The organism is Advenella sp., assembly GCF_052108595.1.
GTDB lineage: Bacteria > Pseudomonadota > Gammaproteobacteria > Burkholderiales > Burkholderiaceae_B > Advenella.
Genome location: NZ_JBQEAU010000002.1, coordinates 37,368 through 62,454 on the forward strand (window position 1 = coordinate 37,368; position 25,087 = coordinate 62,454).

At 55.8% G+C, this 25,087-nt stretch carries 19 protein-coding genes and 1 pseudogene; 9 read left to right on the top strand and 11 right to left on the bottom strand.

Annotated elements, in window-relative coordinates; all coding sequences use genetic code 11:
* Positions 1–3 precede the first annotated feature (3 nt).
* From ACTIKR_RS00630 to ACTIKR_RS00650, 5 genes and pseudogenes are all read right to left on the bottom strand, one after another.
* Positions 4–2,475 carry a mechanosensitive ion channel domain-containing protein gene (locus tag ACTIKR_RS00630; RefSeq protein ID WP_370540195.1) on the bottom strand — a complete coding sequence of 824 codons (2,472 nt, stop codon included), beginning with the start codon at positions 2,473–2,475 and terminating at the stop codon, positions 4–6.
* A gap of 249 nt (positions 2,476–2,724) precedes the next feature.
* Complete coding sequence (locus tag ACTIKR_RS00635) at positions 2,725–3,459, bottom strand: SDR family oxidoreductase (RefSeq protein ID WP_193088112.1); 735 nt, start codon at positions 3,457–3,459, stop codon at positions 2,725–2,727.
* An 88-nt stretch (positions 3,460–3,547) separates the two neighbouring features.
* Positions 3,548–4,393, bottom strand: coding sequence for an alpha/beta fold hydrolase (locus ACTIKR_RS00640; protein WP_255509673.1), 846 nt, complete (start codon positions 4,391–4,393; stop codon positions 3,548–3,550).
* Positions 4,394–4,399: 6 nt separating this feature from the next.
* Positions 4,400–4,516: pseudogene (locus ACTIKR_RS00645) on the bottom strand (twin-arginine translocation signal domain-containing protein); the annotation flags it as partial.
* A 43-nt stretch (positions 4,517–4,559) separates the two neighbouring features.
* Positions 4,560–5,726 carry a mandelate racemase/muconate lactonizing enzyme family protein gene (locus ACTIKR_RS00650; RefSeq protein ID WP_193088114.1) on the bottom strand — a complete coding sequence of 389 codons (1,167 nt, stop codon included), beginning with the start codon at positions 5,724–5,726 and terminating at the stop codon, positions 4,560–4,562.
* 180 nt (positions 5,727–5,906) lie between these two features.
* Between ACTIKR_RS00650 and ACTIKR_RS00655 the strand changes: the two genes are divergently transcribed.
* Both ACTIKR_RS00655 and ACTIKR_RS00660 read left to right on the top strand, forming a co-directional pair.
* Entirely contained in the window at positions 5,907–6,869 is a 963-nt protein-coding gene (locus ACTIKR_RS00655; RefSeq protein ID WP_193088115.1) for a Bug family tripartite tricarboxylate transporter substrate binding protein, read from the top strand.
* Positions 6,870–6,908: 39 nt separating this feature from the next.
* Complete coding sequence (locus ACTIKR_RS00660) at positions 6,909–7,883, top strand: LysR family transcriptional regulator (protein ID WP_226816701.1); 975 nt, start codon at positions 6,909–6,911, stop codon at positions 7,881–7,883.
* 131 nt (positions 7,884–8,014) lie between these two features.
* Here the strand turns inward: ACTIKR_RS00660 and ACTIKR_RS00665 are convergent, their stop codons facing one another.
* The 3 genes from ACTIKR_RS00665 to ACTIKR_RS00675 form a co-directional block, all read right to left on the bottom strand.
* The gene (locus tag ACTIKR_RS00665) at positions 8,015–8,455 is read right to left on the bottom strand and encodes a VOC family protein (RefSeq protein WP_193088116.1); all 441 of its coding nucleotides are present in this window, start codon (positions 8,453–8,455) and stop codon (positions 8,015–8,017) included.
* Between the two features lie 110 nt (positions 8,456–8,565).
* On the bottom strand, positions 8,566–9,078 hold the full coding sequence (locus tag ACTIKR_RS00670) for a VOC family protein (RefSeq protein ID WP_193088117.1): 513 nt from the start codon (positions 9,076–9,078) through the stop codon (positions 8,566–8,568).
* A gap of 437 nt (positions 9,079–9,515) precedes the next feature.
* On the bottom strand, positions 9,516–11,507 hold the full coding sequence (locus ACTIKR_RS00675; protein WP_193088118.1) for a sigma-54-dependent Fis family transcriptional regulator: 1,992 nt from the start codon (positions 11,505–11,507) through the stop codon (positions 9,516–9,518).
* 241 nt (positions 11,508–11,748) lie between these two features.
* Here ACTIKR_RS00675 and exaC point away from each other — a divergent pair, with 241 nt between their 5' ends.
* The 3 genes from exaC (at position 11,749) to ACTIKR_RS00690 (ending at position 16,432) form a co-directional block, all read left to right on the top strand.
* On the top strand, positions 11,749–13,272 hold the full coding sequence (exaC, locus tag ACTIKR_RS00680) for an acetaldehyde dehydrogenase ExaC (protein WP_193088119.1): 1,524 nt from the start codon (positions 11,749–11,751) through the stop codon (positions 13,270–13,272).
* A 359-nt stretch (positions 13,273–13,631) separates the two neighbouring features.
* Positions 13,632–14,096 carry a (2Fe-2S)-binding protein gene (locus ACTIKR_RS00685; protein WP_193088120.1) on the top strand — a complete coding sequence of 155 codons (465 nt, stop codon included), beginning with the start codon at positions 13,632–13,634 and terminating at the stop codon, positions 14,094–14,096.
* Positions 14,093–16,432 carry a xanthine dehydrogenase family protein molybdopterin-binding subunit gene (locus ACTIKR_RS00690; RefSeq protein ID WP_193088121.1) on the top strand — a complete coding sequence of 780 codons (2,340 nt, stop codon included), beginning with the start codon at positions 14,093–14,095 and terminating at the stop codon, positions 16,430–16,432. The genes ACTIKR_RS00685 and ACTIKR_RS00690 overlap by 4 nt, the downstream gene beginning before the upstream one ends.
* A gap of 163 nt (positions 16,433–16,595) precedes the next feature.
* Here the strand turns inward: ACTIKR_RS00690 and ACTIKR_RS00695 are convergent, their stop codons facing one another.
* Positions 16,596–17,237: a nucleotidyltransferase family protein gene (locus ACTIKR_RS00695; RefSeq protein ID WP_193088122.1), complete on the bottom strand. Its 642-nt coding sequence runs from the start codon at positions 17,235–17,237 to the stop codon at positions 16,596–16,598.
* 7 nt (positions 17,238–17,244) lie between these two features.
* The gene (locus tag ACTIKR_RS00700) at positions 17,245–18,264 is read right to left on the bottom strand and encodes an XdhC family protein (RefSeq protein ID WP_193088123.1); all 1,020 of its coding nucleotides are present in this window, start codon (positions 18,262–18,264) and stop codon (positions 17,245–17,247) included.
* A gap of 401 nt (positions 18,265–18,665) precedes the next feature.
* On the opposite strand from ACTIKR_RS00700, the gene ACTIKR_RS00705 reads away from it, so the two are divergent.
* From ACTIKR_RS00705 to ACTIKR_RS00715, 3 genes are all read left to right on the top strand, one after another.
* A complete protein-coding gene (locus ACTIKR_RS00705) occupies positions 18,666–19,448 on the top strand; it encodes a c-type cytochrome (RefSeq protein WP_442326949.1) in 783 nt (260 codons plus the stop codon).
* A 79-nt stretch (positions 19,449–19,527) separates the two neighbouring features.
* Positions 19,528–21,318: a pyrroloquinoline quinone-dependent dehydrogenase gene (locus ACTIKR_RS00710; protein WP_193088125.1), complete on the top strand. Its 1,791-nt coding sequence runs from the start codon at positions 19,528–19,530 to the stop codon at positions 21,316–21,318.
* A gap of 340 nt (positions 21,319–21,658) precedes the next feature.
* Positions 21,659–22,240, top strand: a complete 582-nt coding sequence (locus ACTIKR_RS00715; RefSeq protein ID WP_193088126.1) for a DUF4760 domain-containing protein — start codon at positions 21,659–21,661, stop codon at positions 22,238–22,240.
* A gap of 103 nt (positions 22,241–22,343) precedes the next feature.
* Here the strand turns inward: ACTIKR_RS00715 and argE are convergent, their stop codons facing one another.
* Entirely contained in the window at positions 22,344–23,507 is a 1,164-nt protein-coding gene (gene argE, locus ACTIKR_RS00720; protein ID WP_193088127.1) for an acetylornithine deacetylase, read from the bottom strand.
* 143 nt (positions 23,508–23,650) lie between these two features.
* On the opposite strand from argE, the gene ACTIKR_RS00725 reads away from it, so the two are divergent.
* Entirely contained in the window at positions 23,651–24,949 is a 1,299-nt protein-coding gene (locus ACTIKR_RS00725) for an MFS transporter (RefSeq protein ID WP_193088128.1), read from the top strand.
* The last annotated feature ends 138 nt before the right edge of the window (positions 24,950–25,087 follow it).

The window sequence follows — 25,087 nt, forward strand, 5'->3', positions numbered from 1 at the left end:
TCATCAGGATGTCGGGCCGGGACGCAGCGAGCCGTCTGCCTCGTCATTCCCATCTTCATCGGGCACCCGTTGTTCCAGCTCATTGCCCAGTACATCTTCCGAGCCACCGCGGCTCGGTGCCAGTTTGCGCGGCGTATGCCCGGCCGCAGGCGCCTTGCCTTTGGGCGCTTGCGCGTGCTCAGCCTTGCGTCCAAGATCTACCCGTGCCGAGGGTGCGTTGCCGTCCTTGTCCTGGCCAAAATAAACCACGGTATGCGGGTATGGCAGTTCGATATTGGCGGCGTTGAAATGTTTCTTGACCAGACGGTTATAACCGCGTTGCACCGCCCATTGCATGCCGGGCGTGGTTTTGACCAGCACCCGAATAGTGACGCCGCGTTCATTGATGGCTGTCACGCCGGGGATGGTAATTTCTTCCAGTATTTCGGGGGACAGCACTTCATCCTGCATCAATTCCGCAAACGCGGCGCGCAGGTGTTCGATGGCGTCGTCTACATTTTCACGATGTGCAATGGTGTACTCACCCATATGATAGGAAAAATCACGCATGTGGTTGGCTACGACATCAACCGACGAGAACGGAATCAGGTGATAGCCGCCGTCCATGGTGCGAATGCCTACCGAGCGGATGGTCATTTTTTCCACGGTGCCAAAAACCCCGCCCGCTTCCACGACATCATTCACATTCATGCCGTTTTCAAGCTGGATGAAAATGCCCGTGATAATGTCCTGCACCAGCTTTTGCGCGCCAAAACCAATGGCCAGACCCACCACACCGGCGCCGGCAATCAGCGGGCCGATATTGATGCCGATCTGGGACAGCAGGACCAGGGCCGTCATGGTGATGATCACAATCAGCGCAGCATTGCGAAACAGTGACAGCAGCGTTTTTTCGCGAGCGCTGGGCGCCCGGTTGCCCGTGCCGCTCAGGCGGCTCTCGATGATACTCGCAATAATGGTCCATGCCAGTGCGGCGAACAGCAGGATGATGGCCACATGCACCGCTGTGCTGATGGTTGCGCGGCCCGATTCGGACATGACCCACGCAGACAGGTCGAATGCATGCCATGCGTCCAGCACAAACAGTACTACGATGACAAGCGTAATCAAACGCAGGCCTTTGAGTATTGCCGGAACATATGAATTGACGCGTGCTTCCAGTAGTGGCAGCCGGGCACGAAGCTCATCGGACAGCCGGATCGGGTGGCTCAGAATGGCAGTCAGAATGGCGGAGAGCAGCAGTCCAAGGGCAATCGCCGCCAGGCTTTGCACCGTGGCGCGCGCCATGAACGGCAGGGCATCGACCGGATCGATCTGGCTGACAACGAGCAGAACGGTGAAATAGAGAATGGCCAGAATATGCCAGACACGGGCCAGCAGGCGCAGCATGGTTGCAAAAAATGCAGTGGAAGTCTGATTGGCGCGTTCTACGATCCGTTCACGTATCAGGGCCCGGTTATTCCATACCACCCGCAGGGCATAAATATACATGCCAAGCATGATGAGCAGGCCGACCAGATTACCCAATGCCGCAGTAAACAGGGCTGTGACGACAGGTACGACAACCAGCATGCCGTAGCCGGTGATGCCAATCAGGCTACACAGCCAGCCGTTCCAGTACATGGCAACTTCGTCACGCATTGGAAACAGCCGCAGTTGCGGAAAGCGCGTTGCAAACACCGTGCGCACCAGCGCCCTGGCAATTTCAACGGCGACAAAGGCATTGACAAAGAGCGATTCGAATGTGCCCACGGTCGCGTCAGGCCCCGCGACCGCCAGCGCAACGCTATATCCGACAACACCGGCCAAGGCAATGGCAGCGACATCGACAATGAGCGCGCCAATGACAGCTGCAATTTTTTTCAGTGTCGCAGGCTGGGCCAGGCGACGCCGCCCGAGGGCGGGTGTCGGCTGGCCGACCCAGCGATTGATAATGGAAAAGATGCGCGCGGCCAGCAAGCGCAACAAGACAAAGGCGATGACCGTGGCTGCGATAACCAGTGCAAAATTGGCCAGCGTCGATTGCCAGTCGGTCATGCCGGAGCCGCCAGTGCCTTCACCGCGCGCCATGGCGCCGATTGCCGCCGCCGCATCGCCCATATCGTTCAACAGTTTGGTCAGAAAAAATTGCGTGCTGTCGGCGACCCGGCGAGGCAATGAATCGTCAAGACTGCTCTGTGCGTCGCTGGACGCCGCTTGCTGTGCAGCGGGCGCCTGCGCGCGCAGTTGCTCTATGAGTTGCTGACGCGTCTTTTCGTTTTCCAGCAAATCGGCCAGTTGCGCGGCAGAGGCAGGCGCGATGTCGGGTTCAGGAGAGGGGGCAATCTGGGCACCTGCAGTATTCAGATGCAGCAGTGCAGCGAGCAGCAGAAAAAATGGGAGAAATAACCGGAGGATAAGGGCGGACAACGGTCTGGCTGCCTGCGCGCCCGTTAGTCTGGATTTCTGCGACCCTCTTGCAAACCGTTCAAGCACTATCCTAACTCCTTGTCCAATAGGGTTACTCAGAGGCCGGCAGCCGTGACATCCTGATTACAGCTGCAATATGACGCACGCTATTTACTGGTATTAACACTACTGACATGACACGCTTGACAGGCATAGCTCGTTGGTATGCGGCACGCTGGCTCTGAGGATACTATACGGTAACACGATTGCTATAGTGAATGAAAGCGGCAAGACGGCTTACCGGACGATCCCTTGCCAGTCAGGGCCGGCGCATGCCTAGCGTCCGCCAGCCAGATCAATAAACGAGCCGGTCACGTATGACGCTTCATCGGACAGCAGCCAGGCTATGGCCGATGCGACCTCTTCTGGCTGACCACCACGTAGCATGGGAATCTGGCTGCTGACGCGATCAACCCGGCCGGGTTCGCCGCCATCAGCGTGGATATCTGTATAGATAAACCCCGGCCGCACACCATTGACCCGGATTCCTTGGGGGGCCAGTTCCAGCGACAGACCTCGGGTGAATATATCAACGGCGCCCTTGGATGCAGCGTAATCCACGTATTCACCGGCAGCGCCGGTGCGGGAAGCCACCGAGGAAACATTGACGATGGCGCCACCGGGTTGCATGCGTTTGAGCGCTTCCCTGCTGCACAGAAAATAACTCGTCACATTGGTGGAGAGCGTTTTGTTGATGCGTTCTGCATCCATCTCGGTCACTTTCATCTGCTTGAACAGCACGCCGACATTATTGACCAGATGGGTGACCGGGCTTAGCAGCTCGTCCATTTCGGCAAAGAGCCGTACCACTTGCGCCTCTTCGGAGACGTCGGCGCCAATGGCAATGCACGGGACGGAAAATTGCTCCTTGATCTGGGCGACCAGGGTCTCGGCGGCCTGTTCGTTTCGATGATAATTAATGCAAATGCCATATCCTTTGGCGGCCAGGTATTTGGCAGTTGCCGCGCCAATGCCGCGACCTCCGCCGGTAATCAACGCCGTTTTGTCCATCCCGTTCTCCTGTTTTGCATCATGTCACGATGTCAGATAATACCGCGTGGCTTGTGCAGGAGTAAAGCGGACCTATCGCCTTGACCGGTTAAGTGGCGATATGTTTTCCTATGAATTGGAGAACAGAGGTATTAAACGCCTGCGGTTGTTCCCAGTTGGAGCAATGACCGGCTTCCTTGATTATTACCGTCTCGGCTGCTGGAAAGTGCGATGCCTGCAGACGCAATACGGACGGCGGCACATAAAGATCGGCGTCGCCAGTCATAAGCAATACCGGTACCTTGATGCTTTTCAGATTTTTCCAGTTCAATTCATTTTTTATTTCCGGCATGACTCTGCCTCCGGGCCGCGCAGCTTCTGCCAGTGCCTTCCATTGGTCGTGCCCTTCTGGATTGCCGGCGCGATATGACGGACCCAGCTCCTTGAAGTCAACGGGCAAGTCGTTGAAAAACGGCGGCCTCAGCCGTTTTTGCATGATGCTGTATGCATCGTCCCTGACACCTAGCATTGAAGAGGCCAGCGTCAGGCTCAGTACTTTGGCCGGATGGGACAGACTGTAGTCCAGTGCAAAGTAACCGCCGTGGGCTACCGCCACCAGATGTGCGCGTTCAATATTCAGATGCTGAAGCAGCCGATCCAGGTCATCGGATGCGACGCCGGGGTTACTGATATCACCCAAATCGGACTTGAAATAGCCACGCCGCGAATAGCCAATAGCACGATAACCGGCAGATGCAAATGCCGCTTGCTGGTATCCCCAGCCGGCTGCGCTCTGGCTGCCGGCGTGCATGAAGATGACGACTTCACCATTGCCGCCGGTGTCCCAATACCACAAGCGGGTGTCACCGAGATCGGCAATAGCATCTGTTACGGGCACTTGCGCCGGGATGGGTGACGCAGGCCACATTGGGGTGGTCTTTATTGTGTCTGCCATGGCTGCTTGCGGCCACAGCTCAGAAACACCGGCGATGGCTGCGCCAGTCAATAAGCTGTGTTTGAAAAAGTTCCTGCGACTATTTTGCGGTTCGCAATCCTGAAGGTGCGGTGAGCATGCCATTGTTTTTTCCCCTTTAAGTTGGTCGGATAAGGCGGTTTTCGATTTATTTTTGTAAATAGGAGATGCCGCCGCCCGGTAGGTCAGGAACGGCGATGTGACCTTGTTCGATCGGCAGGCTTTCGAATGGATCGTCCTCGAGGTGCTGATGTTCGGACAGTTCACAGGCATAGGGCAGCTGTTTGATGACACTGGCAGCCTGAGCTGCCATTGCCTGTAGCAGACCAGGGCCGAATGCAGCGCCAACCCGGCAGATGACATTCCCTGCCTCACATATATGAACCGCCTGCATAAACCGTCGTATACCACCGAGTTTGGTTATTTTCAGGTTGATCACATCAGCCTGCCGGTTCGCCACCAGTCTGAATACGTCGCTGACTGTCTGCGCGCTTTCATCGGCCTCTATGGCCGCAGGCAAGGTCCGGGTCAATAATGCCAGACCTTCGGTGTCCGATGCGGGCACGGGCTGCTCGATCAATGCAATATCGTAACGCTCCATTTTCGAAAATGCTTGCAGCATCTGCTTGCAGCTGTAGGATTGATTTGGATCCAGCGTTAATACGGTACCGGCACCGGCGGCGTTGCGCACTGCGGCGATCCGCTCAATGTCCAGCTTAGTGTCTCCGGAGAGCTTGAGTTTGAGCTGACGGTAGCCCGCCGTGACAAGCAATTCCGCCTTGTGGGCCATATCTGATGGCGATTTGATGGCCAGAATGCGCGATTGGGCAATTGTGTCGTGCATACGTCCACCCAATAGGGTGGCGACACTGAGCCCCTTGCGTTTTCCCAGCAGATCATGCAGAGCCATGTCTACAGCAGCTTTTACGCTGCAGTTGAAAGCAAGTAGCAGATCCAGCTCCTCCATGACAGACGCAATACTGTCGATTCGGCGATGCTGCAATGCAGGTCTGATCCAATCCAGAGCGCTGCGTGCACCGGCGCCGTGAGTGGTAATCGCCGGTATGGCGTGAACGTATCCCAGGCCTGTCACACCTGCGTCGTCTGTCAACTCAAGGATATGCCCCTCCAATTGAGGCACCAGAGCACGTGCAAACTTCCAGCTCGGGTCCTTCAGGCGCTGGGTACATTCTATGATCTTGACGTCGACGATTTCCAATGCAATGTTCCTGTGTATGAGTGCGCTTCGAGATATAAGTGTTCTTGGGCAGCCCGCGATGATGGCGATGGTGCCAACGCTCGGGTTTGTCTGCATGATACGTTTGCCGGCGGTTGCCAGCTACCTCAAAAACCGCAATTCAGAATTGCTGTTGCTGCGCTGGCCTAGCGCCACATTTACGCCATAAAGTAAGGGTTATCGTGGCAGCGTTTACGCCTGAGTAGGCGCTGTCCGGTCTGGAAAACAAAATAAAACCATGTTGGAGACAAAGCCGCTATGCGCAAGTTATTGTTGATGTTCATCTTGTTTTCTCCCGGCATCCTGGCGCCGGCCGCTAACGCCGCTTCCTGGCCGACAAAACCACTGCGTCTGATTGTTCCGTATACCGCGGGCGGGCCCACAGACGGTGTCGCCCGACTCATTGCCCAGCACCTGGAAGAAAATCTTGGGCAAGCGGTCGTGGTACAGAATCGGCCAGGCGCTGGCGGTGCAGTTGGTGTGGGGGAGGTTCTGCGGGCTGCGCCCGACGGCTATACGCTGGCGCTGGTCGCGCCAGGCCCTGTAGCCGGGTTACCCGCCCTGCAGGCGCTCCCATATAAACTATCGGATATTCAATATATTGCCGGGGTGGCCAGATACCCTTCTGTGATTTCGGTCGGCGCCAAATCGGCCATATCAACATTGCAGCAATTGGTGGATACGGCAAAAAAGGCGCCTGGCACGCTCAATTACAGTTCAGCCGGCAATGGCACCACACCACATATTGGTGCAGAGTTGTTTCGGCAGGAAGCCGACATCGACACGCTGCATATCCCCTATAAGGGAGCCGCGCCTGCAACGACTGCATTGCTGGCAGGTGAAGTGCAGTACGAAATGTCGGATCTTGCCCCCGTATTGCCATTTCACCGGGCGGGTAAGCTCAAAGTGCTTGCTGTTGCAGGCAAGGAGCGTTTGTCTCAATTGCCGGATGTGCCGACAACAGTCGAGTCCGGGTTGCCGGCGGTCATCATGGAAACGCTGTATGGTCTGATCGGGCCGGCTGGAATCGATAAGACGATCATTGAACGCCTTGGGCAGGCGGTCACGGATGTGACCGCCACCGAGCATGTCAGACAATTTCTGTATGAGCAGGGCGGCGCGCCGGCAAATCTGAATGACGATCAGTATCGTCAGACGATGATGGCCGAGTTCAACAAGTGGAAACGGGTGGCGGAAAAAGGGGATATCAAGCTCAATTGAATGGTAAGCTGCAGACGCAATTGTCAATACTGGCGGGCGATGAGCCTGCCTTGGGATTACAACGTCATGCAGCCAGAGCGCGTCGCTACCGATTTTCAAATTAACTTATCGTCGGATTTGAACCGGTGGCGGTTCTTTGTGGTCATTGCCCAATTGGGCAGCCTGACCCGTGCCGCGGCTTTTCTGGATAGCAATCAGTCTTTGCTGAGCCGGCAGTTGAATGCGCTTGAGCGCGAATGCGGTGTCCGGCTTTTCAACCGCACCGGGCGTGGCGTGACGCTTACCGAGACTGGAAGCCAGATTTTTGATCGGGTGGTGGCGCTGCTCAAAGATGCAGAGCAACTGGATCAGCGTTTACAGGACTATGTCAAAGCCCCCGTCGGCAAGGTCACGTTTGCCTGTTTTGGCTCGATCGGCGCGACGCTTGCTGGCCGGCTATATGATGATCTTCGCAAGGATGCACCGGGCGTCAGCTTGTGCTATATGGAAGGTAATGTAGGGCAGATCGAAGCCTGGCTTGCCGACGGGCGTGCCGATATCGGCATAGTGTATCGGTATGGAGAGGTACTGCCAGAGCAGGAATTTGAACTGGCTACGGTAGACAGCTATCTGGTGGGTAGTGCCAACGATCCGCTTACCTCCCGTGCCGAGGTCGAATTCAGTGAGCTAAGGAATTTGTCGTTTGTACTTCCTGGAGCACCTAATGAATTGCGCAATACGATGGAGTCTTTGGCGCGCGATATGGGATTTTCCATCGCGGTTTCAATGGAGACCAACTCGTTGACGTTGATGAAACTGATGGTCGCGCAAAAGGGGCTGCATACAACACTGCCCATCCATTCTGTCCTGGATGGTGTCGCCGGCGGCCGCCTCCAGGCCTCACGTATTGTGAATCCACCGATAAGGCGGTTGATTTCAATGGCCATTTCAAAAAGCAAGGGCCCTTCCAGAACGGTTTCGCTGGTATCGACAAGATTGTTTGGTCTGGCACGCTCGATATTGGTTGATCACTAGCGGGGCAAAACAGATTATTGCAGTGCACCCATCCGGATGGTATCTGGTCGGGTGCACTGTATCCGGGTGGGGGTCCGCGGTTTTTGCTGCAGTCAGCAGTGTTGGGACGCTGGGCTTGGCGCCTGCGTTCCTCAGGCTTGCGCCGCCTGTTCTGCCGGTTGCATGGCAATCATCCATTCCATCCCGAAACGGTCTTTGAGCATGCCAAAGCAGGGGGAGAAGAAGGTTTCACCCAGCGGCATGGTGACAGTGCCGCCGTCGGCCAGCGCGTTGAACATCCGGGTTGCATCTTCTTTGTTGACCGGAATAACAGACAGGGCGAAGCCGCTCAGGGTGCTGTCGCCGCCGCAGCCATCGGAAGCCATGACCAGGCTGCTGCCAATGCGAAAACTTGCGTGCATGATCTTGTTATCAAAATCTGGGGGAACGGCGCCTGGTGGTGGCGGTTCAGGGCTCTCGCCAAAACGCATCATCATATCGAGCTGGGCGCCCACGGCATCTTTGTAAAAGTTCAGGGCTTCTTCGCAGTGGCCGCCGAAGAAAAGGTAAGGGACGATAGAGGTCTGGTTCATGATGTTTTCCTGGTGTGGCCCAGTCGCAAACAGACTGGATACGGTATTAAAAATAGTCTATTGAAAAATAGCGATGTAAATTAAATTGAACTGCATTGATGCTGAGCCGATCAGGATCTTTCGGCACTGGTTGCGTCGGCAGCCTGCTGCAGTTTGCCAATATCCAGTTTTTTCATTGGCAGCAATGCCTCCATGACTCGCTGGGCGCGAGCCGGGTCGGTCAACAGGGTCGGCAATATGGCGGGCACGATCTGCCAAGACAGGCCGTACCGATCCTTGAGCCAGCCGCACTGCTGGGCAGACGGATCGCCACCTTCATTTAACGCTGTCCAGTATGTGTCTAGCTCTTCCTGAGACTCGCAATGCACCTGCAGAGAAATGGATTCATTGAACTTGAAAATGGGGCCACCATTAAGGGCAGTAAAAGGCACGCCGGCAAGCTCGAACGCGACTGTGAGCACACTGCCTTCGGGTCTGCCGCTGACCTGTGTCATTTTCTTGCCCAGATAATGGGTAGTCTGGGTTATTTTTGAATCAGGAAAAATGCCGGTATAAAACCGTGCTGCAGCCTCGGCCTGGTCGTCAAACCAAAGGCAGGGTGAAATTTTCGAAGCGATTATCATGTTTATTTCCTTTTGCCGACAGCACAATTGCAAATGCCATAATGAGAACCAGGAAGGAGAGACGACCCGACCGATTCGGCCGTTTTATTGCACGCTGTCAGTATGCGCAGGAACGAACTGTCGGTAAATAGGCAGATGCGTCATTCTGCAAGGGGAGATACGGCAGCGGTTAAAAGGCAGATAACGACTGGCTCAAGGCGGTGCCCAGGCGCAGTGGTCTGCCGGCGTGCCGGGCCAGACGCAGGGGCGCTGGTATGCTTGGTGGGCAACAAATTGGTCACTGGCGTCATTGAATGACGCCAAGCGCAATGGAACAACAACTGCAATGACCACCGTGCGACATCATAATTCAGCAGAGATTTGCGCAGCCACCGCGAGCGTCCGTACCTGGCCGGGGGCGCACAGTAAAACAAATCCGGCGCCGTGCCTGTGCCAGCCTATTGCACTCGAGAACCAGCTCGAGTCAATTGCCGGTATACCGTACTGCGATGTAACCCCAGTTCTCTGGCTGTTTTGCTGACATTGCCCCGATTTTTGGTCAGCGCCTGTCTGATCCGCAATGCCTGCAAATCCTTTACGCTGACCTCCGGCAAGGGCCTTTCTGAAGGCGATATGGCGTCTTGCCACATCGTCCCACCCGCCTGAGTGATCCTCGTCGCCAGGTCCTCCTGTGCTGCCGTCCTGTCCTCCTGTCCGGCTACCGCTGCTCCGATGTCGGTAGACGATGGCGTGTGCGATTGCGTGCGCAGATGGGCCGGCAAGGATTCAGGATGAATAATACAGCCAGCGGGTAAAAAGGCGGCCAGCGTTTTGAGCACCGATCGCAATTGTCGGTAGTTGCCGGGCCAGTGATAGGTACACAGGATATCCAGCGTCTGGTCGGCGAAAATCAGGCTGGGGGTGTTTTCATGGCGTCTGAGTTCTGCGCAGATAAAGGTGCGCAAGTCAGCGCGATGACGCAGTGCCGGCAACTGAACCAGATGATCCTGGATACGATAGTAAAGGTCCTGGCGGAAATTTTCCTCGCGGCTCAGGGTATCGGCGTGCTGGTTGGTGGCGCTGATCAGTCCAAACTGCACCGGCCATGTTTTATCGGAACCCAACGGCTGCACGACCCGTTCCTGCAGGACTCGCAGCAGGCGCGATTGCAGTTGCAATGGCATGTCGCCAATTTCATCAAGAAAGAGCACACCGCCATTGGCCTCGCGCAGGCGACCCCGAGAGCCGTTGCGCTGGGCTCCGGTAAATGCACCGGGTTCGTAGCCGAACAACTCGGCTTCAATCAGGCTTTCAGGAAGCGCAGCGCAGTTGATGGCGACAAACGGACCATCGCGCCAGCGGCTATGCACATGCAAGTGGCGGGCAAACACCTCTTTGCCGGTGCCTGTCTCGCCCAGCAGCAGAATGCCCAGATCGGCATTGATGGCCAGCGTACTCTGACGTAACTGGTGTTGCAATGCTGGCTCCAGCGCTGGCAGGGCCGCCTGCACCCCGCCCGGGCCGCTGCGGTTTTTCACTTGCGGTGGTATCGACGTCGCCCCTTCGCCGTGCAACGCTTGTGAAGGGGCGCTGCCGGCAACGCCGATCCGCTCAAACTGCAAGGTTGCATACAGCGCAGTGCCATCGGCGCAAAAGCTGCGCTTCGGTTGCGACTGTAGTTGTTTCCAGGCGGGCAGCCATTTATCGACGGGTTCGTCCAGTAATGTAATAAGCGGGACATCAAGCAGTTCAGCTGCTGTTTCATTGGCGCCCACAATCTGCTGATCGGCAATCAGCAGCGTGCCGCATTGCGCCGCGTTCAGCGGCCCTGCGTGCCGCTGAAACTGCAGTCGGGCAATGTGCGTGCCGGCAAGATCCAGGATCTGGTTGCCGATCTGGCGTGCCGTGATTCGGACCAGATCGCCGGTGTAGTCCGGCAGTGTACGGGCATCGCCGGAAATATCCAGAACGCCCAGGATTTCTCCGCGTGGCGAGCGGATAGGCGCAGCATGGCAACTGAGAATACGGTTGCAGGGCAAAAAGTGCTCCCGGCCGATGACTCGGGTAAAGCCGTTTTCGATCAGGGCGGTGCCGATGGCATTGGTGCCGCGATGGCCTTCGGCCCAGCTGGCGCCGGGCCGCAGGGTCACCTGGTCAGCCTTATGCAGAAAGGCGCTATTGCCGGTGGCGTGCAGGATGACGCCGCTGGCATCCGAGAGCAACAGTATGCCCTGCGCCTGCGCCGCGATGCCACTGGCCGTGGCGATGTGCGGCGCGGCAGTCTGTAACAGGCTGGCGTATTGATCCAGGCGGGTATCAAGGTCTGCCCGGTCCAGCAGAATCGGTTCGTTTGCCAGCGTATCCGCCTGCTTTTCACAGCGCTCCCAGGAACGCTGAATTAGCGCATTCGGCTGTACGGTACCGGCGGAGTTCAGCGAGTGATGCAACATCGTAGTCTCCTGATGTGTTGCAAAAACAGACAGTTGTTGCTTGTGTTGCCTGCCTGCTGTCGTGATTCGCGACACCTTCTTGCTATGTTGTGCGTGCCGCGCGCGATGCGTCAAAACTATTCTACTCCAAAACCCTGTTTTGCTCCTTGCTAGCGAGATGGCATGAACTTTGCTCTAGAACGATAGCAGCGCGAGGCTATGGCTGCGCGCCATTTTAAAAATGAATATCTGGAGATAAGACATGAATCTATCCGATTTGAAGCAATTTGGTATTGACACCGATTACCCCTACAAGACCAAGTACGGCAACTATATTGGCGGCAAATGGGTGGAACCGGTCTCGGGCGAATACTTTGAGAATATTTCTCCGGTCAATGGTCAGGTGTTTTGCGAAGTCCCCAGGTCCGGCGCCGACGATATCGAGCGGGCCGTGGACGCTGCGCATGCGGCACGCCGTGCCTGGGGGCAGACCTCGACGACCGACAGAGCTAACCTGCTGCTGAAAATGGCCGATCGCATGGAGCAGAATCTGAAAGTGCTGGCGGTAGCTGAAACCATTGACAATGGCAAGCCCCTGCGTGAAACGATGGCTGCCGATCTGCCGCTGGCAGTGGACCATTTGCGCTATTTTGCCGGATGCATCCGGGCGCAGGAAGGGGGTATTTCCGAAATCGACAATACAACGGTGGCCTATCATTTTCACGAGCCACTCGGTGTGGTGGGGCAGATCATTCCATGGAATTTTCCGATCCTGATGGCGATCTGGAAACTGGCGCCGTCACTGGCAGCAGGGTGCTGCGTGGTGCTCAAGCCGGCCGAGCAGACACCCGCTTCGATCCTGGTGCTCATGGAAATTATTGGTGATCTGTTCCCTCCCGGTGTGATCAATATTGTCAATGGCTATGGCAAGGAAGCGGGCAATGCGCTGGCTACCAACAAGCGTATCGCCAAAATTGCCTTTACCGGCTCGACCGCCACAGGCAAGCATATCCTGCATGCGGCTGCCGACAACTTGATTCCGTCCACCGTTGAGCTTGGTGGCAAGAGCCCGAATGTATTTTTTGCCGATGTCATGGATCAGTCAGACGACTTTTTTGACAAGGCGCTTGAAGGGCTTTCGATGTTTGCGCTCAACCAGGGCGAAGTGTGCACATGCCCTTCACGCATCCTCATCCAGGAGTCCATATACGATCAGTTCATCGAGAAGGCCATTAACCGCGTGCAAAAGATCAAGACCGGCAACCCGCTGGATATGAATACCATGGTGGGCGCTCAGGCGTCGCAGGCGCAGATGGACAAGATCCTGGGCTATATTGATATTGGTCGTGATGAGGGCGCAGCGTGCCTGACCGGTGGCGAGCGCAATCGTGTGCAGAGTCTGGAGGAGGGGTATTACGTGACACCCACCATGCTTTCCGGCAAGAATGATATGCGCATATTCCAGGAAGAAATTTTCGGGCCGGTCGCCTCTGTTACGACGTTCCGGGATGAAGAAGAAGCACTGGCCATTGCCAATGACACCTATTATGGTCTGGGCGCAGGCGTATGGACCCGGGATGGTTCCCGCGCCTATCGCATGGGACGGGGTATTGAGGCAGGCCGGGTTTGGACCAATTGCTATCACCTGTATCCGGCTCATGCTGCATTCGGTGGTTATAAACAGTCGGGCATCGGGCGGGAAAATCACAAAATGGCGCTGTCCAATTACCAGCAGACAAAATGCCTGCTGGTGAGCTACAGCCCCAAGGCGCTGGGTTTTTTCTGATCGCTGTGCGTGTCGGACCGCATCTGGCGGTCCAGCCAACTGACCGGTGCAGGCCTTATGACTGCAAATATGCGCCGGTTTGCGTTTCTGTTGCATTTGTATTTCATTTTTATTTCTGCGTCAAAGACAACTTAGCATTGTCATCTGCGCTGCTTGGCCATAGCGGGCGGCCAGATCATACTGGCGCAAAACGTTAGGACAAATGTGGTTATCAGGAAGTTGATCACAATCCCGATAAGATTGCTATACTGAATACAGTAAAGCGAGTCTGGTTTGCCTGCGTCGGGTGCGACAGCACGTTAATGATGGGGCTTTACGATGATGGTTTTGTTTAGCAACGAACGGAAAGGATAGCTGCAATGATTACACTTGAAATTAACGGTTCGAAGCATGATGTTGATCTGCCGGATGACACGCCCATTCTTTGGGCGCTGCGCGATCACCTCGGATTTACCGGGACAAAGTTCGGTTGTGGTATGTCGCTATGCGGCGCCTGTACGGTGCATCTGGACGGTGAGCCGATACGATCCTGTGTGACGCCGATTACCGCTGCCGTAGGCAAGCAAATCGTCACGATTGAAGCCCTGGAAAATGACGAGACAGGCAAAGCGGTGCAGAAAGCCTGGGTGGAAATGGGCGTGCCGCAATGCGGTTTCTGTCAAACGGGGCAAATCATGTCTGCCACGGCTCTGCTGAAAAAGACGCCGGCGCCGACCGATGCCGATATTGACGCGGCGATGAGCGGCAATCTGTGCCGCTGCGGCACCTATACGCGTATCCGCAGCGCCATCAAGAATGTCGCACAGGCCGGAGGTGCAAAATGAATATACGTGACAATGCATTTGCCATGGCTGCTGCCGATGTGCAGATCAGCAATATCAGTCGTCGCAAAATGCTCAAGGGCTTGGCCCTGGGCGGATTTGTGCTGGCCGTCGGAGTGCCATTGCGCGCCCTTGCCGAAGGCGAAGAACAGAAGGGCCCCAAAAAGTATGGCGCCGACGCCATGCCGCATGGCACGGTCGACAATCCGCTGGTTTTCGTGGCAATCGCCGCCGATGGCGCAATCACGATTCTTTGTCACCGGGCCGAAATGGGACAGGGCGTCAGGACCAGTCTACCCATGGTTGTTGCCGACGAAATGGAAGCAGACTGGGGGCGTGTGACAGTAAAGCAGGCCTGGGCTGAAGAAGCACGTTTCGGCAATCAGGACACCGACGGCTCGCGCAGTGTGCGCCATTTCTTCATGCCGATGCGGCGCGTGGGCGCTGCTGCGCGGGCCATGCTCGTGTCTGCGGCTGCCAGCCAGTGGAATGTGCCCGAATCCGAAGTGCAGGCCAAAAATCATGAATTGATTCATACGCCAACCGGCAAGAAACTCGGTTTCGGTGACGTCGCGCAGAAAGCGGCGCAGCTTGATGTACCATCCGGCGAAGCGCTAAAACTAAAATCGGCAGACGCCTTTCGCTATATAGGCAAAGGGCAGACACATATTGCAGATGGCATGGATATCGTTACGGGCCGCGCGCAATATGGCCAGGATGTCCGGCTTGAAGGCATGCTGTACGCTGTGGTTGCCCGTCCTCCTGTGTTCGGCGGCAAACTGGTCAAGGTCGACGACACGGCCGCGCTGAAAGTTCCGGGTGTGGTAAAAGTGGTGACGCTGGCCGGATCGCCACCGCCGGCCATGTTCAATCCGCTGGGCGGCGTGGCCGTGATTGCGACCAATACGTGGGCGGCCATTGCAGGGCGCAAGGCATTGAAGATCGAATGGGATGGGGGCCCTCACGCCTCTTATGATTCGACAGAATACCGCAAGCAGCTTGAAGCGTCGGTACGCAAGCCGGCCGATAAAGCGGTGCGCAACGATGGGGATGCAATGGCTGCACTGGGCAGTGCGGCCAAACGCATAGAGGCCGAGTATTACGTTCCGCATCTAGCTCAGGCGCCCATGGAAACGCCCGTGGCAACGGTAAGGATCGTCGATGGCAAATGTGAAGCCTGGGCCAGTGTCCAGGCGCCGCAGGCGACGCATGACATGCTGGTCAAATGGCTTGAGCTGCCGCCGGAAAACGTCAAGGTCAATCAGACACTGCTGGGCGGCGGTTTTGGCCGTAAGTCCAAGCCGGATTTTGTGGTCGAAGCCGGGCTGCTGTCCAAGGCGATGGACGGCAAACCGGTGAAGGTTACCTGGACCCGTGAAGATGACATTCAGCATTCCTATTATCACACCGTATCGGTGGAGCATCTGGAAGCGGGGCTGGACGCCCAAGGCAAGGTAACGGCGTGGCTGCACCGCACTGCGGCGCCCTCCATTGGCTCCACTTTTGCCGACACCAAGCTGCAGTCAGCAGGAGAACTGGGCATGGGTGCCGCTAACGTGCCTTTTGCCATAGCCAATGTTCGGGTCGAGAATCCCGAAGCCGAGGCTCATACCCGCATTGGTTGGTTCCGTTCGGTCTCGAACATTCCCCGTGCGTTCGCCATCCAGTCCTTTGTCGCGGAAATGGCCGCCGAACTGGACAAGGACCATAGGGACTTCCTGCTCGATCTGATCGGCCCTGCCAGGCGCATTAACCCGGCCGACCTGTCAGATTCATGGAATCACGACGAGTCTCCCGAAAAGTATCCGGTGGATACGGGCCGCCTGCGCAATGTGATTGAAGTGGTCACGCGCGAAGCAGGCTGGGGCAAATCTGCAGAAAAAGGGCAGGCCATGGGGCTGGCAGCGCACTACAGCTTTGTCACCTATGTCGCCACAGTGGTTCATGTGCAAGTGTCAGACAATGGCGAGGTTTCCATCCCGCGCGTGGATGTCGCGGTCGATTGCGGGCCGCAAGTCAATCCCGAGCGCATTCGTTCCCAGATTGAAGGCGCAACGGTTATGGGGGTGAGTCTGGCCACGACGGGTGAAATCAGTTTCAAGAACGGCGCGGCGGTGCAAAGCAATTTCCATGACTATCGCATCACATCCATGATGAGCGCGCCGCGTGAAATTCATGTTCATCTGGTCGCGGCCAGTGATTATGATGCGCCGCTGGGTGGCGTGGGCGAGCCCGGCACGCCACCGGTATCGGCTGCCCTGTGCAATGCTATTTTTGCCGCTACCGGCAAGCGGATTCGCAGCTTGCCTATTGGTAATCAGACGCAGCAAAAAAGTTAAGGGAGGCAGTTAAGCAGGGGGCAGGCCTGTGATTGTTTGGCCTGGGTATGTAGTGCTGGCAAAGAAGGCTGCTTATGCACGCCTCTTTGCCGCTCAAGGTGCTGACAGGTGCTTCTCCTGGTGTCTTACCTGAAATAAACGGGGCGCTTGATGCGCCCCGTTTCTATGGGCGCGCGGGCAGGGCGCTGGCCTTGCCAAGCTGCTGCAATTGTTCCTGGGTATCAATATCGAGCAGGCAACCGGGATCGTTGACGGGAATGAGCGTTAACGCCTCGGGATGGCGCTGGACGATTGCGCGTGCACCCTCGTCGCCCGTCACCTGCAGCAGTTCGTCCTTGAACTGACTCGCAAATGCCACGGGATGCCCGGGCCTGTTCTGAAATTGCGGGCGTATGATGAGGCCATCCTGGCGCAGGCGCGTGGCGACTGCCTGCACCGTATTTGTGTGGATGCAGGGCATATCGGCAAGGGCGATGATCCAGCCAACTCGGGCCGGGCTGTGACTGATCCCGCAACGCAGCGAGGCGCTCATGCCCATGTCAGCATCGGCGCAATGAATCAGGTTTACCGGCAGCCCACCCAGCGCATTGCGCACCGCCTCCTGCTGCGGACCGCAGACAACAGTGACAGCATCAGTATGTTGCAGCAACGTATGACAGACGGCATAGACCATGGGGGTCCCATCGGCCAAGGGCTGCACGGGCTTGTAACGTGCGCCCGAGGCATCAAAACGGGATCCCTTGCCAGCTGCCAGAACAAGAGCGACGATATCGGGAGCGGGGGTTCGGCAATCAGCTTCCGGCATGTCAGTGTCAGGCGGCGTATTCAGAAAGGTTGGCCTTGGCATGGGAGACATCGAAACTGTCTGGCAGCAGCAGGCCGTTTTTCACAGCGATCACTTCGGCCATGACGCTGACGGCAATTTCGGCGGGAGACTTGCTGCCAATATATACGCCGATCGGGCCGCGCAGACGGGCAAGCTGTTGCGGCGTGATGCCAAAGTGCTCTTGTAGTCTTTGACGACGAATGTGATTATTGCGACGCGAACCGATGGCGCCCACATAGAAGGCATCTGACAGCAGTGCTTCCATCAGCGCCAGATCGTCCAGCTTGGGGTCATGGGTCAAGGCAATAATGCAACTGCGCCGGTCCGGCCGAAAAGCGGTAACCACGTCGTCGGGCATTTCCGAGAGCACAGTTACACCCTGTACCGACCAGCCGTTGCGGTATTCGATGCGCGGGTCACAGACGGTCACGGCAAAGCCGCTGAACAGGGCCATGGTGGCCACGTACTCGGTCAACTGGCCCGCGCCGATCAGCAGCATGCGAAACTCCGGACCGAAGGTGTTTTTCAGCGTCTTGTCGTCAATACTGAGCGGTAACGGCTGATCAATCGGCTGCTGCTGAACAATGCCATTATCCAGTTGCACGGCGCGTTGCATCAACTGGCCCTGTTCCAGGGCCGCCACCAGCTCATCCAGCGCCTGCGCATCGGGATTGAATTCCAGCAGGATTTCCAGGGTACCGCCGCAAGGCAGGCCAAAGCGATAGGCTTCTTCAGCGGTCACGCCGTAGCGGACCAGGCAGGGCGGTCCGCCATTGACCAGCACTGCATTCTCGTTGCCGCCGGTGTAGCGATAGATCAGGTCGTCTTCAATACAGCCGCCCGAAACCGAGCCGACCACCGCGCCGTCTTCGCACAAGGCCATGACCGATCCGAGCGGGCGCGGCGAGGAGCCCCAGGTACGAATGACTGTGGCCAGCAGGGCCTTTTTCCCTTCCTGGCGCCAGGCGCAAAGTTTGCGCAGTACGAGGACATCAAGATTTTCCATTACTACCGCCTGTTCCTGTTTGTCGGGGCCGTGTATAGCCCAAGTTGATGACAGTCGTCATGTCATTTCGATTGTAATGCAATCGGCGGGATTGGGCAGCCAGGCAAGGGCTTTGCCGCTCGCTCATCATCTGCGGCGTCCCGGCAGGTCCTGGGCCTTTGGAGTTGCAAAACAGCAGTGAAAAGAGGGTGTGTTGTGTCGGGTTACCAACGTTATATCCGGTTGGCGGCGGATGGAATCAACGGTAAGTCCTTGATGAGGTAACCAATTGAGCAAAAGACCGGCAGATGGGTTGTCCCGGCGAAAATAAAAGCATATCATTTGACCTATATCATTGACTAGTCAACCAAATTATGGCTTGAGCAATGACTAATTCGAACCCTCCCAACACGAGAAAAGCAATGAAAATTAAACTGACACACACTGCCGCAGCAGTCGCGTGTGCGGCTGCCTTCGGCTTTGCTGGCCTGGCAAATGCAAACGCGGCAGCCGATTCACAAGGCACGGACAAGACTGCCGGGTCAACCTCCACAACCCTGATTGCCAAGGGCACCAGCGGCACCATGACGCCATTTCTTGTCGACGAGAAAGGGTACACGCTGTATACCCTGACCAAAGAGAGCAAAGCCAGCTGCGATGAAGCCTGTATGAAGCATTGGGACCCCGTGGTTTCCGAGAGCCGTCCTTTGGGCCACGAAATTTTGCCGGGCCTGCTCAAGGCAGAAAAAAATGACCAGGGTGTGTCCCAGGTCAGTTACGGCGGCCTTCCCCTGTATCGCTTTGACGGCGACAAAAAACCGGGCGACATGAACGGCCAGGATTTTTCCGACGTTGGCGTGATGGTCTCTGTATTGGGTACGGCAGAAAAGCCTGAAGTGGCTGGTGAAAAAGTAGAAGCCACGCCTGAATTGATGGCTGCCGGCGCCAAAGTGTATAGCAGCACATGCGCTGCCTGCCATGGTGCAGAAGGCCAGGGGGCGTTCGGCACGAAGCTGGAAGGGTTCGACAGGCTGGCCAATGCGCCTGCACTGCTCAGCACGATTATCCATGGCCTGAACAGTATGCCGGCCCTGGGTGGCCAGTTCAATGACGAGCAGGTTGCTGCCGTTGCTACTTACGTTCGCAACAGCTGGGGCAACAGTTATGGAGGAGTTTCAGCAGAACAGGCCAAAGCCGCGCGCTGATCAGTACATTTGACCCAACGTCGTGATGCCTCTCTTGTGAGCCGCGACGCGTAACGAATATTGAAGAATAGGATCTAAAATGAAATTTCATAGCCTTCTGGCTGTATCTGCCGCAGTGATGTTTGCCTGTGCGGCTCAGGCACAAGTGAAGATCGACGATTACAAACCCATTTCCAATGAACAGATTCTGAATCCTGCCGACGGCGACTGGCCGAGCTGGCGCCGTACCATTGACAATCAGGGTTACAGCCCCCTGGATCAGGTCAATAAAAAGAACGTCAAACAGTTGGATCTGGCCTGGGCGTGGTCCATGCCGGTAGGCGGTCTGCAGGAAACGGCGCCGCTGGTTCACGACGGCATCATGTTCCTTGGAATGAATCGCAGCCATGTGCAGGCGCTGGATGCCACAACGGGCGACTTGATCTGGGAATACACCCAGCCCTTGCCCAAGTTTACTGGCGGCTATCATGATGCGCAGGCCAATCGCCAGCGCAATTCGCTGGCACTGTACGAAGACAAGGTCTATCTGACAACGCCGGATGCCAAACTGGTCGCGCTGGAAGCGAAAACCGGCAAGAAACTGTGGGAAGTCCAGGTCAATGAATGGGAAAAAGGCTACAGCTTTACCGCAGGCCCGCTGGTCGTTGACGGCAAAGTCTTCACCGGGACGTCTGGCTGCAGTATCACTGGCACGGCAGGCGGTTGCTATATTACCGCCCATGATGCCGAAACAGGCAAGGAACTGTGGCGTCTGAACACCATTGGCGATCCAGCTGTAGACGACAGCTGGGGCGGTCTGGCCAAGGAAAATCGCTGGGGCGGCTCGCCCTGGATCACCGGCTCTTACGATCCAAAACGCAAAATGCTGTTCTGGGGCGTAGGCATGCCGATTCCGTACCCATCCATTTTGCGCGGAAGTGGCGATGGCGATGCACTGTACACCAGCTCTACGCTGGCCATCGATGCGGAAACCGGCAAAGTCAAATGGCATTATCAGCATATGCCCAATGACGACTGGGATCTGGACAGCCCGTTTGAACGCGTGCTTGTAGAGAGCCAGATTGCGCCATCCAAGGATGAAGTGGCCTATATGAGCAAGGATGTGGAAGCGGGCAAGAAATATGACGTGATTGCATCCGTTCCCGGCAAATACGGTACTGCTTTTGTGCTGGATCGTGATACCGGCAAGCTGCTGTGGGCACGCGATACCGTTTTCCAGAATGTGATCAAGGGATTTACGCAAGACGGCAAGGTCATTACCAATACCGATCTGAAAGCCAAATCCATCGACGAAACGGTCAAGGTATGTGGCGGACGCGATCTGGGTAAATTGTGGATGACAGCGGCCTACAGCCCGCTGACCAACGCCCTGTATGTTCCGGTCAGTTCTTCATGCAAGGAGCTCACGCCCAAGCCGATAGAGCTGCGTACCGGCGAATCTGTTGGTGCCCAGGCATCGGGTGCAGTATCGTTTGCGCCAGGAGAAGATAGCGTGGGTCGCGTGTATGCGGTCGATGTGAAAACCGGCAAGTTCCTGTGGGTTAAAAAGCAGAAACCGATTTTTAGCTCTGGCGTGCTGACCACCGGTGGTGGCCTGGTCTTTACCGGCGACAGCATGCGCGAGTTTGCTGCGTATGACCAGAACAACGGCGAGAAGCTGTGGTCGATTCGCTTAAACACCTCGATCGGCGGTTTCCCAATGACCTACAGTGTTGATGGCAAGCAGTACATCGCCGTTGTGACAGGCCCGAATGCCCAGACGCCGCCCGCTGCGATTCTGAGCCCCGAGCTGAAAAACGTTGTTGACTCCGGCCACTCGGTATTTGTATTTGCGCTGGATGATGTAAAGGCCACGGACGGCAAGAAATAAGGTTGCGAACGAAGTTGCGTGACAGTGTTCTGCTGTCACGCGGGTTCGATAAACCAGAGGCAAACAGCGTTTTTTTCGTTAGCCGATGTTGGTAAAAAAGGGATGAGCCTTTAGGGGCTCATCTTTTTTTGTGGAGGTTGATCAGCCGCACAAGCGATCATAGAGGATTTACGCGCAGGCCAATGCGGCAATTCGTATGGCGATTCCTGGCCATAATCAGGACATTTATGCGCGATCTCCAGCTCTGGTTTGCTCTATAATCGGTGCATGGTAGAACGATTTATCGTTTGTTACGCTATGCAGGAGGTCATATGAAACATGACGAACAGGACTTCGGCCAATGATGTTTAATGGCTGTTCAGTAAGAGCGCCCCTTTGGGGCGCTTTCTCGTTAGTGCTCGCTGTCGCAGGATGCCATCATTTTGACCGGGCGACGGTATGGCAATTTGCGAAAAACAATCCCACCGCTCCCATCATGTCCTTAGCGACCCTGATAGCGCATAACGGTCTTAGAACTCAAAGAAAAATAGCTCGGGTCAAAAACGCTCTTGATTTTCAGAACAATTATCTATCTTCGGAAATATCAAAAAAATATATAGCAAATGCTGTTCAAATTGCAAATAATAAGTCAGCAGAAGAACTTAGCGTCGCCGCACTAAATGATCAAGATTTACTATGCATTCGAGAAGTTTTGAACAGTTTTGAGAGAATGGCGATTGGTATTGAAATCAAAGCTTATGATTCAAAAGTGCTGTTTAGGTCATACGCGTCTACGGTCTTGACAGTATGGAAAGCGTTGCGACCTTATATACGGGAACGACAGCAAAGCGCATCGTACGTCTACTGTCATGTAGATAAACTTGCGGCAGATTGGATGGCCAAAAGAGACAAGAAGATAAGTCGGCGTGACAAAGCGGTGTGACGACGGGGGTTATTTGCAGTTGCGCGATGCGCGCAGTATTGCCGATCAATAACAGCGTTTGATTCTCGGCAATACCTTCCCGCAAGAAAAGGCCCTATGGCATTCAAAGACTTGCCGACAGTTTTCTTAGGAAATTTTCGCAGTCATTCAATTGTGAAAAGTCCACGAATTCGTCGGGCTTGTGCGCCTGCTCGATCAGTCCGGGACCACACACGATGGTGGGGATGCCCAGCTGCTGGAACAGACCTGCTTCGGTGCCATAAGCAACCTTGCGTGTTTCGTGGTCCTGGGTCAGTGCCCGAACCAGTTCTGTAATCGCTGCCTGTTCAGAGGCCTCAAGCGGTGGGGCGCTGGCATCGGCGCTGATATCGATGCGCGCATCAGGATATTCTTTTTGCATGCGCGGCAGCAACTCGTTACTTACATATTCCTGAATCTTGGCCTGGATTTGCTCGCCGGGCATGCCGGGCAGATTGCGGAACTCGTAGTTGAACTGGCACTCGCCGGGGATTGTATTGACGGCAATACCGCCCTGGATTTTATTGGAGGTGATAGTTGAATAGGCCACGTCATAGTGCTTGTCATAAGGGCCGGTATCACGATAGTGATCGGCGAGGTCGCGAATATGGCAGATCAGTCTGGCCGCGTGTTCAATGGCATTGCAGCCGAAGGGCGTGAGCGACGAGTGTGCCGCCTTGCCGTGAACGCGGCAGGTAAACAGATTAATTCCCTTGTGCGCAACCACCACCCGCATGCCCGTGGGCTCGCCGACCACGCACCCATCTATTTTCTGATTGCGTTTTTGCAGATCCTTGAGCATGAACGGCGCGCCCGCACAACCGACTTCTTCGTCATAGGAAAAGGCCAGATGGATGGGTTTGGTGCGCTTTTGCTGCAGGAATTCGGGCACCAGGGCCATTGCAGTCGCAATAAATCCTTTCATATCGCAGGTGCCGCGACCGTAGAAGCGATCTTGCGAAGGCAACAGCACAAACGGATCGCTGTTCCAGTCCTGCCCGTCCACCGGTACGACGTCGGTGTGTCCCGATAGCGCGACGCCGCCCTGGGTCTGCCCGTCGGATGCCGGCAGGGTGGCAAATAGATTGGCCTTGGCACCCTTGTCATCGGTAGTGAGCCAGCTATCGACGCCCTGGGCGGACAGCGCGTCGCGAATGGTTTCGATCAGCCCCATGTTGGAGTTGCGACTGGTTGTGTCCATGCCGACCAGAGTGGCAAGCCATTCTTCTTTGGTGATATTGGTTGTCATGCGAAATTGTCCTTGATACAGGATAAGGAGTATGGAAAAACCACAGAATCGGTGTTTTTACACGTTAACTATTCTTGCGTGCTTGTGCTGTATGTCATTACAAAGTATTTTAATTTCTATTCTAACCGGTAAAGGACATTTTCATGCAATCCACCAAGGTTTCGGTGCGCAACCTGGCTGCTGCAGTCATTGGCAATGCGCTGGAATGGTACGACTTTCTGGTCTTCGCCTTCATGACGCCAATTATCGCCAGGCTCTTTTTTCCTGTGGATCCGTCCGCTGAAAGTGGTGATCTGAACGCTATTCTCATGACAACTGCAATATTCGGAGTAGGTTTTTTCATGCGGCCGGTGGGCGGCATCATCCTTGGCATGTATGGCGACAGGAACGGGCGTAAAGCGGCGCTGGTGCTGGTCACGTCGCTGATGGCCGTGTCCATGGCAATTATCACTTTTTCGCCGACCTATCTGACCGCAGGCATTCTGGCTCCTGTCCTGATTCTGATTGCGCGGCTTATCCAGGGTTTTTCGGCAGGCGGAGAGTTCGGTACGGCCACGGCGCTATTGATTGAAATGGCGCCACCAGGCAAACGCGGATTCTACGGTTCATGGCAAATGACCGGACAGATGATCGGTCTGTTGATCGGCGCCGCAGCCGGCACCTTGATGACCGTGTATTTTACGCAGGAAGAAATCGAAGCCTGGGCCTGGCGTATCCCGTTCTTTGTCGGGCTGATCATCATTCCGGTGGCAGTATATATTCGGCGACAACTGGATGAAACCGAAGTGTTTCGCAATGCCAAAAAGCTGGAAGCAGCAGAAGGACGCCGTATCACGATCGGTGAACTGCTGGTCAATGCCTGGCGCGAAACAGTTCTGGGTATCGGGCTTGTGGCGGCGGCCACCGTGACCGTGTATATTACGTTCACTTATCTGGTGACGTTTGCCACGAAAATACTGAAACTGCCGCTGCAGGAAACCTTTGAAGTGCAGATGCTGGGGGCATTGTGGGTGGTTATTCTCACGCCCTTGATGGGCCTGCTGTCCGATCGCATTGGCCGCAGCCGGTTGCTGATCGGCTCACTGGGTCTGTATTTTGTGATTCTGTTCCCGATCTATTCTTGGCTCACGGCAGCACCCACCATCTCCAAACTGATTGTGGTGCAATTGGCCACCGGTCTGTGTGCGGCGGCTTTCTTTGCTGTTTTCAGTACGGTGATGGCCGTGTTGTTTCCAACGCGCGTGCGTTCGCTCGGCCTGTCCATTTCCTATAACCTGGCGGTCATGCTGATTGGCGGCTTTGCCCAGTTCATCGTTACCTGGCTGATTCAGCAGACCGGTTCACCCATGGCGCCAACCTATTATGTGATGTTCGGGGTTGGTCTGGGACTGGTTGCGGCCATCATATTGGGCAAACGTGCCGATAGCGAAGTGACGCACTGATGGTGCCCGTGCAGGTTGGTAGTTGACATAGCAGTAATAAAGGCCACATGGCGATTGTCATGTGGCCTTTGGTATTTCAAAACGGGTATTTCGAAGTGGCTATGTCAACGCTGAGGCATTTGCCGGCTGCTCGCGCAC

Coding starts and splice junctions, on each gene's coding strand:
- ACTIKR_RS00635 (WP_193088112.1), bottom strand. CDS start 3,459: ATGGACAAAACGGCGTTGATTACCGGCGGAGGTCGCGGCATTGGCGCG.
- ACTIKR_RS00640 (WP_255509673.1), bottom strand. CDS start 4,393: ATGGCAGACACAATAAAGACCACCCCAATGTGGCCTGCGTCACCCATC.
- ACTIKR_RS00650 (WP_193088114.1), bottom strand. CDS start 5,726: ATGCAGACAAACCCGAGCGTTGGCACCATCGCCATCATCGCGGGCTGC.
- ACTIKR_RS00655 (WP_193088115.1), top strand. CDS start 5,907: ATGCGCAAGTTATTGTTGATGTTCATCTTGTTTTCTCCCGGCATCCTG.
- ACTIKR_RS00660 (WP_226816701.1), top strand. CDS start 6,909: ATGAGCCTGCCTTGGGATTACAACGTCATGCAGCCAGAGCGCGTCGCT.
- ACTIKR_RS00665 (WP_193088116.1), bottom strand. CDS start 8,455: ATGAACCAGACCTCTATCGTCCCTTACCTTTTCTTCGGCGGCCACTGC.
- ACTIKR_RS00670 (WP_193088117.1), bottom strand. CDS start 9,078: ATGATAATCGCTTCGAAAATTTCACCCTGCCTTTGGTTTGACGACCAG.
- ACTIKR_RS00675 (WP_193088118.1), bottom strand. CDS start 11,507: ATGTTGCATCACTCGCTGAACTCCGCCGGTACCGTACAGCCGAATGCG.
- exaC (WP_193088119.1), top strand. CDS start 11,749: ATGAATCTATCCGATTTGAAGCAATTTGGTATTGACACCGATTACCCC.
- ACTIKR_RS00685 (WP_193088120.1), top strand. CDS start 13,632: ATGATTACACTTGAAATTAACGGTTCGAAGCATGATGTTGATCTGCCG.
- ACTIKR_RS00690 (WP_193088121.1), top strand. CDS start 14,093: ATGAATATACGTGACAATGCATTTGCCATGGCTGCTGCCGATGTGCAG.
- ACTIKR_RS00695 (WP_193088122.1), bottom strand. CDS start 17,237: ATGCCGGAAGCTGATTGCCGAACCCCCGCTCCCGATATCGTCGCTCTT.
- ACTIKR_RS00700 (WP_193088123.1), bottom strand. CDS start 18,264: ATGGAAAATCTTGATGTCCTCGTACTGCGCAAACTTTGCGCCTGGCGC.
- ACTIKR_RS00705 (WP_442326949.1), top strand. CDS start 18,666: ATGAAAATTAAACTGACACACACTGCCGCAGCAGTCGCGTGTGCGGCT.
- ACTIKR_RS00710 (WP_193088125.1), top strand. CDS start 19,528: ATGAAATTTCATAGCCTTCTGGCTGTATCTGCCGCAGTGATGTTTGCC.
- ACTIKR_RS00715 (WP_193088126.1), top strand. CDS start 21,659: ATGATGTTTAATGGCTGTTCAGTAAGAGCGCCCCTTTGGGGCGCTTTC.
- argE (WP_193088127.1), bottom strand. CDS start 23,507: ATGACAACCAATATCACCAAAGAAGAATGGCTTGCCACTCTGGTCGGC.
- ACTIKR_RS00725 (WP_193088128.1), top strand. CDS start 23,651: ATGCAATCCACCAAGGTTTCGGTGCGCAACCTGGCTGCTGCAGTCATT.